This window comes from Nonomuraea sp. NPDC023979, assembly GCF_040639085.1.
Lineage (GTDB): Bacteria > Actinomycetota > Actinomycetes > Streptosporangiales > Streptosporangiaceae > Nonomuraea > Nonomuraea ceibae.
In genome coordinates this window covers 1-12,367 of sequence record NZ_JBEZZG010000035.1, presented here as the reverse complement: position 1 = coordinate 12,367, position 12,367 = coordinate 1, and the positions used below count along the sequence as shown (strand labels likewise).

7 protein-coding genes are annotated in these 12,367 nt (G+C 71.9%); 2 read left to right on the top strand and 5 right to left on the bottom strand.

The genetic code is table 11. The annotated features are described in order from the left end of the window. Positions 1-15: 15 nt before the first annotated feature. Positions 16-2,988: a LuxR C-terminal-related transcriptional regulator gene (locus AB0G11_RS39720; RefSeq protein ID WP_357591815.1), complete on the bottom strand. Its 2,973-nt coding sequence runs from the start codon at positions 2,986-2,988 to the stop codon at positions 16-18. Between the two features lie 839 nt (positions 2,989-3,827). Continuing rightward, entirely contained in the window at positions 3,828-4,448 is a 621-nt protein-coding gene (locus tag AB0G11_RS39715; RefSeq protein ID WP_357591813.1) for a hypothetical protein, read from the bottom strand. Between the two features lie 524 nt (positions 4,449-4,972). On the opposite strand from AB0G11_RS39715, the gene AB0G11_RS39710 reads away from it, so the two are divergent. Further along, positions 4,973-5,386, top strand: coding sequence for a hypothetical protein (locus AB0G11_RS39710; RefSeq protein ID WP_219503115.1), 414 nt, complete (start codon positions 4,973-4,975; stop codon positions 5,384-5,386). A gap of 1,268 nt (positions 5,387-6,654) precedes the next feature. Here the strand turns inward: AB0G11_RS39710 and AB0G11_RS39705 are convergent. From AB0G11_RS39705 to AB0G11_RS39695, 3 genes are all read right to left on the bottom strand, one after another. Further along, positions 6,655-9,387: a helix-turn-helix transcriptional regulator gene (locus tag AB0G11_RS39705; protein ID WP_219503117.1), complete on the bottom strand. Its 2,733-nt coding sequence runs from the start codon at positions 9,385-9,387 to the stop codon at positions 6,655-6,657. Between the two features lie 125 nt (positions 9,388-9,512). Continuing rightward, positions 9,513-10,496, bottom strand: coding sequence for a zinc-binding dehydrogenase (locus tag AB0G11_RS39700; RefSeq protein ID WP_357591811.1), 984 nt, complete (start codon positions 10,494-10,496; stop codon positions 9,513-9,515). A gap of 73 nt (positions 10,497-10,569) precedes the next feature. Beyond that, entirely contained in the window at positions 10,570-11,142 is a 573-nt protein-coding gene (locus AB0G11_RS39695; protein WP_219503123.1) for an NAD(P)H-dependent oxidoreductase, read from the bottom strand. Positions 11,143-11,302: 160 nt separating this feature from the next. Here AB0G11_RS39695 and AB0G11_RS39690 point away from each other — a divergent pair. Then, a partial coding sequence (locus tag AB0G11_RS39690; protein ID WP_357591809.1) for an MFS transporter occupies positions 11,303-12,367 on the top strand: 1,065 nt, incomplete at its 3' end.

Genomic DNA, 12,367 nt, shown 5'->3' with positions numbered 1-12,367 from the left:
CGAACATCGGCGCTCCTACCCAACAGGTCCGGGGAGCAGACCCTGGCGGATGGCGCGGGCCACCGCCTGTGGACCGGTGTGGGCGCCGAGTTTGGCATAGACGCGTTCCAGGTGGGACCGCACCGTGCTGGCCGCCAGGCCCAGGCGCTCGCCCACCTGCGGTGCGGACAGTCCTTCGGCCAGCAGGCTCAGCACCTCGATCTCGCGGCCGCTCAGCTCCGGTGCGCCGGGCTTGGCGCCTGCGGTGCCGGTGCAGGCCAGGTATGCCTGGCGGGTGAAGCGTTCCTGGACGGCGAGCTGCCGCGCCTTGCCTGCCGCCTCGGCGAGCAGGGGGGCCAGGTCATCGCCATGCTCGGCGAACGGTCTGAGGTACGCGCCCGGCGCCGCCTGCGCGAGCGCTCCGGCGAGGGCCGCCAGCGCCCGGGGCCGATCGCCGGCTGCCTGCCGAGCCAACGCCGCAACCACCCGCAACCGCAGGTGGGAGGCGGCGCAGACGACGTCGGCGTGCCGCGTCATCGCCTGGGAGGCGATCGCGTCCGCGGTGGCCCAGTCGCGTCCGGCCAGCGCGAGCTGGGCGGCGATCAGTTCCTCGTAGAGGCGCAGCCCCGCCGGAGGTTCGCCGCCGGCCACGGTGATGGCTCTGGCCTGGGTGAGCGTGTGCTCGGCCGCGGCCAGGTGTCCGAACGTCAGCAGCGCGTACGCTCGCCGCGCCACCGCAGACCGGCGCGCGGCGGCGCCGAAACCGGGATTGTCCAGGCCCGGTGTTCCAGCGATGTAGTCCGCCATCGCGTCGAATGCGTGGAGCGTTCCCCGCTCATCGCCGCGGGCCAGGCAGAGGTCGGCCGCGGCCCGGTATCCGTGCAGCCGTACTCCGGGGTCGTGGTGGTCCGTCGCGGCCTGGAGGTCGTGGGCGTGTGCCACGGCCTCGCTGATCCGGTGCCCCTCCAACAGTGCCTCCACCATCACCAGCGGGGCCGCGGCGAGATGTTCGTCGGGCTCGACGCGCCGCGCCGCCGCCAGCGCGGCGGACTCCCGGCAGCTCGCCATCGCCCGCCGTAGGTCGCCGCGGCACAGATGCGCCTGCGCGAGCACCAGCAGTGCGTCCAGGCGGTGGATCACGTCGTGTTCGGAGCGGCTCAGACGGGCGCACTCCTGCTGGGCGCGCCGGCCAGGACCTTCCTGGACCCCGTGGCCCAGCGGGTCGGTCAGCCGGAGCACGGTCTGGAGACGCATGCCCGGCTCGGTCAGGCACGGCTCGTTGAGGGCCGCCTGCGCGGCGTCGATCGCCGCCGCGGGTGAGCCGTCGAGGAAGAGGCGGTGCGCGAGGATCGTGGCATGGAGGGCGCGCGCCTTCGGCGGCAGGCGGGCGGCGTCCACCCGCGCCAGCCAAGCGGCGGGATCGTCCGTCGCGTACGGATGGGAGCATGCCCCCTCCCGGAGCGAGCCGTGGATGAGGGTGAAAGCGACGAGCAGGCACAGCACCGGGTTGTCGGCCGGCGTCGGCTCGGGCAGCCTGCCCAGCCACCGGCTGAGCCGGGCGTGTTCCAGCCAGAGTCCGCCGTCGTGCTCGGCCAGCCTGGCCAGAAGCCGGGCCGCAGCGGGAGGATCGTCTCCGGCAAGGGCGTGCTCGACCGCTTCGCGCAGGTCCCCAGCCGACCCGTGCCAGTCGGCCGCGCGCCGATGCAGCTCCGGGAGCAGCTCGGGACTCCGCCGGGCCAGGTACCGCCGCACGGCCGCGGCGAACAGCTGGTGGTAGCGGTACGAGCCGTCGCTCGCGTCGAGAGGGGACAGGAACAGGCCGCTGCCGGCGAGCGCGGTCAGGGCTCGAGCGCCGTCGGTCCGGCCGGTCAGCGCGTCACACAATGCGGGAGTCAACCTGGACAGGACACAGGTGGCCAGGACGAGCCGCCGGGTTTCGTCAGGCAGACCGTCCAGCACCTCGGTGACCAGGTAGTCGTCCAGGTCGCCGGTGGCTGCGGCGATCTCGTGCCCGGCGGGCGCGCCCCGCCTCAGGGCCAGCGCCGCCAGTTGCAGACCGGCGGGCCAGCCTTCGGTCCGCGCGTGCAGGTCGGCGACGGCCCGGGCGCCGAGGCGCAGGCCCATCGTCCCGCCCAGGAACGCCGCTGTCTCCGTGGTGGTGAAGCGCAAGCGTGCGGCGTCCAGATCGCACATCCGGTGCCTGGCCCGCCAGGCGGCCAACGGCAGGGGTGGAGGGCAGCGGGTGGCGATGATCAGATGGATGCGTGGCGGCAGGCGCTCGACGAGGTGGGCGACGGCGTCGTGCAGGTCGGCCGAGCCGATGAGGTGATAGTCGTCCAGCACCAGGACCAGGTCGCCGGGGCGGCCGGCCAGTTCGTTGATCAGGCCGGCGAAACGGCGGCGCAGGGCCGGGCGGGAGTGGATGGCGGTGTCCGGCATCGTGACGTCGAGCGCGGCGGCGAGTCCCCGGCAGAACGTCACCGGGTCGTTGTCGTCGCGGTCCAGGGACAGCCAGGCCACGCGCGCCGACGTGGTCGCCGCCCAGGCCGCCAGCGTCGTGGTCTTCCCGGACCCGGCGGGCGCGCAGACGAGCGTCAGCGGCAGCCTGGCCGCACGGTCCAAGGCGGCGTAGAGCTGTGGCCGGGCCACCGCGCCCGTACGCGCCGGCGGGACACCGACCTTGGTGGCCTCGAGCGGTTCGCTGTCCGACGCCGCGGCGGCGAGCGCGTGGCCCGCGGCGTCCAGCGCTTTCGCGGTCACCTGATGCGAACCGCCCAGGTAGACCCGCCGCCGGACGCCCAGGACGCGTCGATGGGCCCGCCAGTAGCCCGTGCCGCGTCCATTGCCGGACGTCTCCCGGCGCACGGTGAAGCCTCCCGCCGGATGCTCGACGGCGAACGCGGTGGCTTCGGCCAGCCAGGCGCGCCATTGCGGGGTTCCGACGGCGATCTCGGGCCGGCCTGGCGCGATGCCGAGCAGCCCGTCCCGGATCACCGGCAACTCCGCCATCGCCCACCTTCCGGCTCATTGGAACAGTCGCTCCAGGCGCCGTGCCGGTGACTCGAACAGCGGGCCGCCGGCAGCGAAATGACTGACGCTGACCAGAACGCCGTCATCACGGAGCACGTGGGTGATCTCAGGGAACAGCAGCGGCCGCGTGAGAGCGTCTGCTTCCCCCTCGACCGGTCAGACACCCCCCGTTCTCCGACGAGACAAGAGGACGGTGAAATCCGCGGCGTCCGAGGCGCAAGCACCTGTTCGGCCACAGTACCGCGGTCACCGCTGCCGAACATGGCCTACCGGAACCGGTCTCCCCCAGCGGGTTCCCGCGGAGCCGAACGAGGACCCGCAGCGCCGGGCGCTCCGCCTCGCTGATCCCGGCAAGCCGGAGGGGCCGGTCGAAGCCGTGCAGCAGGTAACACGGAGGCTACCGGCCGACCGCGTCGACACCCCGTCCTGGTGCTCGGCCGTTACCCGGGCTCTGGTCCGGAACCAGCTCGGTGCCGCCCTGCTCGGCGAGCTTGCCGTGCTGCCACCCGGGCACCGTGACCACGTCCGCATGATTTCCTCGACCCGCACGTCCGCGCCGTGCAGGCGCATGGCGGCCGGGGTCCACTCCCGCCGCGGCACCGGCTGCGTGTGGACGCCACCCCGCCCATCCCGCCGGTCTCCTCGCCATGCGAGCCACACCCAAGATCGGCTGACCCGCCACGGCACCCCTGCGGAGCTCGATCTTGACGACGATTCGATGACGGCCACTGTCTGCCCTGGTCGACGGCCAGAACGTTCCCGTACTTCGGATCTACGACCTCGACGACCTCCGTCGACCGGGCCTGCCACCCGCTCGCTCAGCGGCACACGTTCCGCAGCTCGCACACCTTCTTCGCCATCCGCTTCGCCCGGCCCGTGACCAGCTTGCCCGGATTGGTGGTGTACGCCTGGTCCGCGCTGTAGACGAACAAGGCCGCACCCCGACGCCCGACCGCCCACGAAGAGACGGGCTCCCGATCCCGCTTGCCCTTGTAGTAGTCGTACCTCCCCACGAACATGCCCTCGTCCCCGATGCGCACTGTCCTGGCGATCAGGCGGAGGTCCTTTCCAGGGCACCGCTTCACCTCGGCCCGCAGGCCGAGGAAGGCCGCGCGGGCGGCCTTCGCACTCCGATAGAGCACGAGCTGCTCGCCGTCCAACGACGGGGCGCTGGTCAGATGCGTGATCGTACGCATCGCGACCCGGCCGTCGCGGACAGTGCGCGCCCCTCGGCAAGGGGCGAGCAGGGGACGGTTGGACAGCTTGTCGCTGATCTTCCACCAGTACTCGATGGAGTCCGCCTCATCCCGCGGCGCCCTCGCCTCCTTCTCACTCAGCAGGAAATTCTTCGGAATCCTGCTCGCCTCGGCGTCGGCCACGCCCGTTCCCGCCAGTACGGAGCCAACCACCAGGGCGGCAACCATCGCTTTTCTGATCACACATGCATGAGACGTACGGTGCGCCACGGAAGTTGTGCACCGTTTTCGGTCTCAGCTGCCGGCCACCACGACCACGCGGCAGCACCCCTTGCCCTCCCGGGCCGGGTGCCCGGGTGATCCATAGCTGGTCAGGCCCGGCGCTGATGAGGCCCAGGCGCACCCGACAGTGGCTGCCCGCAGGCAGGTGGATTCCGATTCGGCTCTCGTCATCCGCCGGTCTGCGCGTCGGTGCGGGCGAGGTGGCGGCGGCCTCGTTGTCCGCGAGCAGCAGATCGGTCAGGCGGCCACCGGCCAGGCCGACACCGAACTCGACCACGAGCTGACCGCCGCCGTACTGAAGGCGTGCGACGGAAGTACCTAAGCACGGCGGATTCCCCGCCGCCGCCGTCTCCGTATCTTCGTGATCGCCCAGGAATCCGATCACGAAGAAGACGGGCACCCCGATCCACCCCCGGGGGAGCTGCCGAAACAACAGGCTCACCCCCTCCGGCTCCTTACGGCCGGAACTTTGACAGGAGATTCTCATGAAGAAGAAATTGGCCATCACCGCCCTTACCGCCCTTGCCGTCACCACGATGCTGAGCAGCGCCGCCCACGCCGGGACACCGGCGAACGTCTGGGTGAACGGCGAGGCGATCGGCTCAGAGGTCTACGCCGTCGGCGTCGGCGCGGAAGGCCCGGTGGACCGGGTGAAGGTCAACTTCCAGGTGTCCAAGGGCCAGGTCATCACCGGCGTGCGAAACGGCACCGCCCACTGCCAGATCGCCACCTTCGCGGCGACCTGCGAACTGATGTCCGGCTCGTACCCGCAGTTCTTCGAGGTGACGGTACGACGGTACGAGGCCGGGCCCGGACCGTTCAACCTGACGGTCAACGCCATCTCCTCGGCACGCGAGTGGGACTACGCCGACAACTCCACCGTCATCAGAAGCTACTGACGCGACCACCGCTCGCCGCCACGAGCACCCGCGGCGGTGAGCGGCACTCCATGAGGAAGTAGTAGCCCGCGTGACGGAACCGACGCTGTGCTCGGTAGCCAGGTCGGCGTAGCGGCGGCGGCACCTGCTCCGAAGAGCGGCCTCGCGGTGACCCCGCTTCCATGCCAGCACCGCGGCCATGCCGTTCCAGCCGGGATGGCGGACCGGCCTGCCAGACCGCACGTCGGCGAGGCACTGCGTCGAATCCCTCCCACGGCGTCTCCATAGCCGGGCAGGCCCCGCTCATACAGGTGCAGGGAGTCGACGTGGTGGTGAGAGTCGCCGAGTACGGCGCCCCGCCAGCCGTCCATCAACTCCTGGACGGTCGTGGCCGCGAAGATGCCGTACGCAGGCCGGTCCAAAGGTGCAGACTGAGCGTGGTGGCCGCCATGTGCAGCCAGGCCGGCGCAGGTGGAAGCGGTAGCCCTGAGTGCAGGGCACGTCCCGGTACCCGCCGGCGCGCGGGCCGGTTCGCAGAGTCGAGCCGTCCCAGCGACGCAGCCGAGGCCCGTACCCCCACGCACTATGCAGCCATGCGCCGGAACCGTACCGACGAGCAACCAGCGAGCAACGACCCGACCTCGCCCGAGGTTCATCCCCCTCGGGACGGTTCGCCATGACGGCGGGCAGAGCCCGGCGGCAGGCTGACCGGCCGCGATCACCTTGCGCGCTGTGCCGTCCGGGCATAGCGCGCTTCGGTGCTGGCCGGCTCCACCGCGCACCCGCGACTGGCTACGGCGGCGAATCCTCCCTCAGATCATGGTCCTTCGGCATGGGGTGGCAGTGCTGAAGCGTCAGGTCACCCGGCCGAAGCCGGACTGGGCCGATCATGCCCTCCAGGCGGGTGGCCTTCCGGGTGTCGCCCTCACGCAGGAGTGCGCCGATCTGATGGTCGGAGTTCTGGTCGGCGGTCGAGACCCGCGCGCGCCCGAAGATCGCTGTCGAAATCTACTCCACACACCGTTCACCGACATTGATTTTCGGCACGAGTTATCGACAGTGCTCACCTGCGGTTCCGTGATCAGCTCGGTGAGTGTCGGCAGACGATCGTTTTCCGACACACGCACGCCGCGAGGAACATCCGAACCGAAGCGTACGCCTGCACTGTCAGTCACCTATGCCACAGAGAGTGCTACCGCCAAATCCGTTCTCCCCGGAGGCCGACCCGAGCGCCGGGCCATCAAAACCCGGTCCTGGTCACTGAGGTCACCGGCCGGGCATAAGGGCGGTTAGCTGGTGGTGCCGAGGTCCAGACGGGCGAGCTCGTTGCGGGAGGCCACGCCGAGCTTGGGGTAGGCGTTGTAGAGGTGGTAGCCGATCGTCCGGGGGCTGAGGAAGAGCTGGGCCCCGATGTCGCGGTTGGTGAGACCGGTGGCGGCCAGCCGTACGATCTGTAGTTCCTGGGGAGTGAGGCGGCTGAGCAGGTCGGTCGCCCCCGCTGTGCGGGGGCGGCTCTCGCCGGTGGCGCGTAGCTCGCTGCGGGCGCGGTCGGCCCAGGGGGCGGCGCCGAGCCGTTCGAAGATCTCCAGAGCGGAACGCAGCGGATTCCGGGCGTCGGAGCGGTGCGCGGAGCGCCGCAGCCACTCGCCGTGCAGCAGCTCGGTACGGGCGCGTTCGAACGGCCGCTCGCTCTTCTGATGGAGCTGCACCGCATGGGCGTACAGCGGGCCGGCCTCCTCATCGGGTGTGAGCAGAGCGCGACAGCGCAGGACGACGGCTTGGGCCCACGCTTGTCCGGTCGCGTTGGCCCAGGCCTCGAACCGGGCCAGCGGTTCGGCGCCACGGCCGGGCAGGCCGAGGCGGGCGGCGGCCTCCACGTGGTCGGGCAGGGTGTAGAGGCCGATGACGCTGTGCCGGGCGGCTGCCGCGCCCAGCTCTTCACGCCGCCGCAGCGCGTCCTCATACCGGGCCAGGCCAAGGTCGAGCAGGGCTAGGGCGCTCGCGGCCCAGTCCGCGTGCGGCTCTCCGAGCCGGTCGTACGTCTGGCTGGCGAGCGCGTGGCAGTGTTCCTCCTCGCCCGCGATGGCCGCCAGGTGTGCCAGCACGCCGCGGGCGTCGTCGGTGTAGAGGACCTGGGCGGTATCCTGTGCGATGCGCAGCGTCTCGGTCGCGAGGGTGTGCGCGTCGCGGTGCCGGCCGCGGAAGAGCTGGATGCGGGCCAGGTCCCGGAGCACCTCTGGGAGCACGCCGAGGGCACCCTGGTCGCGGCAGTCGCGTTCCAGCGTGGTGGACAACTTGTGGGCGACGTCGAGATCGCCGGTCAGAACGGCCCATTCCTCGGCGCAGGCCCGTTCCATCGGCCGCAGCCCGCGTAGGAGCTCGCCGTTGCCCATCAGCTTGCGCAGGGCGGGGAGTCCTGCCTCCGGTTCGCCGGCGGCGAGATGCGCCAGGCCGTACGCAGCCTCGATGAAGGGACGCGTCCCGGGCTCGCTGGTCGGCATGAGGTTCCGGATGCGCGCCGCGGTGTCGCGGAGGGCTGCGGCGTCCCCGGTCGGCCAGATCGCGCCCATGGCGTCGAACAGCATGAAGGCGGCCTTGCGTGGCACCTGTCCGGCGCTCGCCAGCGCCTCATCGAGCAGCACGGTGTGCGCCGCCTTCGGCAGCCCGCGTACGTACAGGTCGAGGGCGCGGACCTGCGCAAGCTCCGCCCGGACGAGCGGGTCGGTGATGAACGGGGCGGCCTGGTCGGCCAGTTCGGCGGCGCGCCGGGTCTGCCCGGCATCGGCGGCGGCGCGGGCGGCCAAGGCCAGCCGTCGGGCACCGTCGTGGGTGTCGGGGCTGAGCCGGGCGGCGCGGTCGTAGGCGGCGGCCACGGCGGCGTGGCCGCCCCGGGCTCGCGCGTGCTCGGCGGTCTTCTCCAGCACGGAGGCCACGTACGCGTCGGGTTCTGTGGTGGCGGCGGCGAGGTGCCAGGCGCGCCGGTCGATGTTGCCGACGCAGGGCAGTGCATCGGAGAGGGCCTGGTGGGCGGCGAGCCGCTGGCCCAGCGGAGCGCTCTGGTAGGCGGTGGACCGGATCAGCGGGTGGCGGAACGTGAGCCGCCCGTCGGTCAGGTGCACCAGGTCCTTGTGCTCGGCCGGGTCGAGGTGCTCGACGGGTGCGCCGAGCCGGCCGGCCGCGAGCGCGACCACGGTGAGGTCGCCGGTGCCCTCGGCGGCCGCGACCAGCAGCAGTGTCCTGGTCGGCTCCGGCAGGGCGGCGATCCGGTCGGCGAAGGTCTGCTGGATGCGGGTGTGGCTCGGCAGGGTGCCCAGATGGAAGGCGTACTCGGGGATCTGCCCCTCGCGCTGGGCCGTGGGCAGCTCGCGGAGGGCCAGCGGGTTACCGCGAGCCTCGGTAAGGATCTGGTCGCGGGCGTACGGCGGCAGGTCTCTGGCGTGTTCGGCCAGCAGGTCCGCGGCCGCGGTATGGTCCAGCCCGGCGAGGCGCAGCTCGGTGAGGCCAGGTGCCGGGAAGGGCGGCGCGTGCGCGTCGCGGGCCGCGAAGAGCATCACCACCCCTTCGGCGTTGAGGCGCCGGGCGGCGAACAGCAGGGCGTCGGCCGAGGCGGGATCTAACCAGTGCGCGTCGTCGATGAGGCACAGCAGCGGTCCTTCCTCGGCGAGCTCGGCCAGCAGGGTCAGCAGGGCGAGGCCGACCAGGAAGCGCTCAGGACCGGACACCGGTTCCAGCCCGAGCGCGCCGCGCAGCGCCTGGGCCTGCCGGTCGGGAAGGGTGCCAACGCGGTCGGCGGCGCGGCCCAGCAGCAGGTGCAGGCCCGCGAAGGGCAGCTCGCTCTCGGCCTCGGTGCCGATCGTGCGCAGCACCCGCATGTCCCAGGCCGCAGCGGCGGTGTGCTCCAGCAGTGCCGATTTGCCGATCCCGGCTTCGCCCCGGATGACCACCGCCGCGCTCCGGCCGTCGCGGGCAGCGACGAGCAGCCGGTCGATCTGGGCCAGCTCGTCGGCTCTGCCATGCAGCATGCCTAGAACTGTAATACAGCCACATTGCCCGAATTCGCCCGAATCGGCCTCGGCTCGCGAGCCAGACCGCTTCATCCCCGTTCCAGTCCTGCCGCGTCGCCCCACGCATCTGCCCGCGGTGTCTACTACGGAAGCAGGACGACCTTGCCAACCGTTCGTCGTTCGAGGAGCGCCGTGTGCGCCCGCGCCGCCTCGCGCAGCGGGAACGCCTGCACCGCCGGGACGAGCCGCCCGCTCGCCGCCTCGTCCAGCGCCTTCTGCTGCATGGCGCGCAGCCCGCCCGGTACGCGCATCATCCGGGGGCCGAGCGGGACCGTGGCCGACAGCATCCTGTTGACCAGGTCTTGGCCGGTGATCTCGGTCAGCGAGCCGGCAGACCAGCCGAACAGCAGGATACGGCCGCCCATGCCGAGCATCTCCAGCGCCTCGCGGCCCGCGGCACCGCCCACACCGTCGAGCACGGCGGTCACGTCGCGGCCGTCCAGCGCCTCACGCACCGTCTTGGACCACCCCGGCTCTTCGTAGTCGACCGCGATGTGGGCGCCCGAGGCGTGGACGCGTTCGACCTTGGCCGGCCCGCCCGCGACACCCACCACGGTGGCGCCGGCGTTGCGTGCCGCCTGGACGAGCAGCGTGCCGACACCGCCGGCCGCCGCGGTCACGAGCACGACGTCGTCGGGCTCGACCTGCGCGATGTGGTGGATGCTCAGCGCGGTCCGGCCGGTCCCGACCATCGCGACCGCCGCCTCGTACGTCAGTCCGTCGGGCAACGGGAACAGCGCCTCGACCTCCCGCAGGGCCAGCTCGGCGTATCCGGCGTTGACCAGGCCCAGGTGGGTGACCACGCGACGGCCCAGCCAGCTTTCGTCCACGCCCTCGCCCACCTGGTCCACCACCCCGGCAACCTCACGGCCGGGCGTCACCGGGAGTTCGGGGAGCGGGAAGGGAAGCAGGTCGCCCCGGCCCGCCTGCAGCGCGGTGTCGAGCAGGTGAACTCCGGCGGCCTTCACCGCGATGCGGACCTGGCCGGGACCCGGCTCGGGATCCGGGACCTCCTCGTACCGCAGGTTCTCGGCCGGGCCGAACTCGTACAGTCGGATGGCGTGCATGATCGAACTCCTGTCATCGTCGGTTTCTTCTCGGCGCGGGCCTGCTGTCGGCGCCGAAGCGATGCTGGGCGGCTCAGACGGCGTACGGCTGGACCGTCCTGGCGTGGCGGAGCGCGCAGCCCCACCAGACGAGCCGGTCGAGCAGAACCTTGGCCGCGACGGCGGGCGCGTCGGGCTGCCGCAGCCCCCCGGCCTCGTCGAACAACTCCCCGGCGGCGTGGAAGCTGACGGTGTCGCGCAGGGTCACCGCGTGCAGCTCGGCGAAGACCTGCCGGAGCTGTTCCACAGCGCGCAGCCCACCGGCAATCCCGCCGTACGAGACAAAGCCGACGGGCTTGGCCAGCCACTCGGTGTAGTGCCAGTCGATGGCGCTCTTGAGTGAGGCGGGGAAGCTGTGGTTGTACTCGGGCGTCACCACGACGAACGCGTCAGCGGCGGCGAGCCTTGGCGACACGGCCGCCACCTCGGGGGTCGGCTCGCTGCTGAGCGCGTCTGGCAAGCGTGTCTCACCCAGGTCGATGGCGTCCACCGTCAGGTCGTCGCGGCGGGCGGCCTGTTGGAGGAACCAGGAGGACACAGTTGGGCCGAACCTGCCTTCGCGGGTGCTGCCGGTGATGACGGCTACGTGCAGTGGATCGCTCGACACGGGTCGATCCTCTCGGTTGTTGCTGTGCTCTTGCTGGTGACGACGCTAAGAGCGGCCGTCCTGGGTCCGCCTCGGTCACGTGACCGGGTTCGTGTCCGGGTCGCGATCCCAGTCGTCCGGCAGAGGCGGCGGCCGGGCATGGATTCCTACGGTCGGCGCCATGACGCGACTTTCCGATGAAGCCCCGGAGCCGGCGACCACCGAGCCCGTTCGCTGGGGTCCGATCCTGGCGATGGGCCTGGCCATGCTCATGGTCACCCTGGAGATGAGCCTCGCCTCCGTAACGCTGCCGGCCATCGGTACGGAGTTGGGCGTCGGTTCGGCGGCGGCCAAGTGGGTGATCCTGGCGTACGCGCTGCCGGCGGCGGCCCTGGCTATCCCGCTGGGCCGCTGGGTGGACCACGCGGACGCCCGGGCGGTCTTCCTGCTCGCGGTGACGGGGGTCGGGCTGACCAGCCTGGTGACCGCGGCCGCCCCCGCGTTCTGGATCCTGCTGGCGGCCCGGTTCTTGCAGGGCGTCATGGGCGCGCTGGTCGCCGCCGTCTACATGCCGATCGTGGCGGCGAGCGTGCGGCCCGAGCAGCGTGGCCGGGCCCTGGGATACGTGGCGACGATCATGCCGGTCGGTTCCCTGGCAGGCGCCCCACTCGGTGGCTTGGTGGCCGACGGCTGGGGCTGGCGCCCGGTTTTCCTGATCAAGCTGCCCGTGCTGGTGCTCGTGCTGTGGCTCGGCGGCCGCCTTCTGCCACGCGGGAAGGGCGGGCTGCCGGCGCCCGGCCGGTCGCTGCTAGGCGACACGCTCGTGCTCGGCGGTGCCGTCACCGCCCTGCTGCTGGCGCTCGACCGGATCGAGGTCGGCGCCGTGGCAGCCGCCGCCGTCCTGGCAGTGTTGACGGTGGTACTGACGGCCTGGTGGGCGCGGCTGCGGTCGTCCCGCCCGATCATCAAGCTGGCCCGGCGCCCGGCGTTCGGGCTGCCGTTGCTGTCGCTGCTGCTGATGGCTTCCTACATCGGGCTCACGCTTTTCCTGCTGCCCTTTTACGTCTCGGACGTACTACACGGCGGCGCGGGGATGATGGGGCTGTCGATGCTGTTCTTCATCGGCGCCGTTGCGCTGGGCTCGCCGATCAGCGGCTGGCTGGCCGACCGCTACCCGCCCCGCCTCGTCCTCGGCGCCGGCGGCGCCCTCACCCTCGCCGGTACGGTGAGCATGCTCACGCTCGGC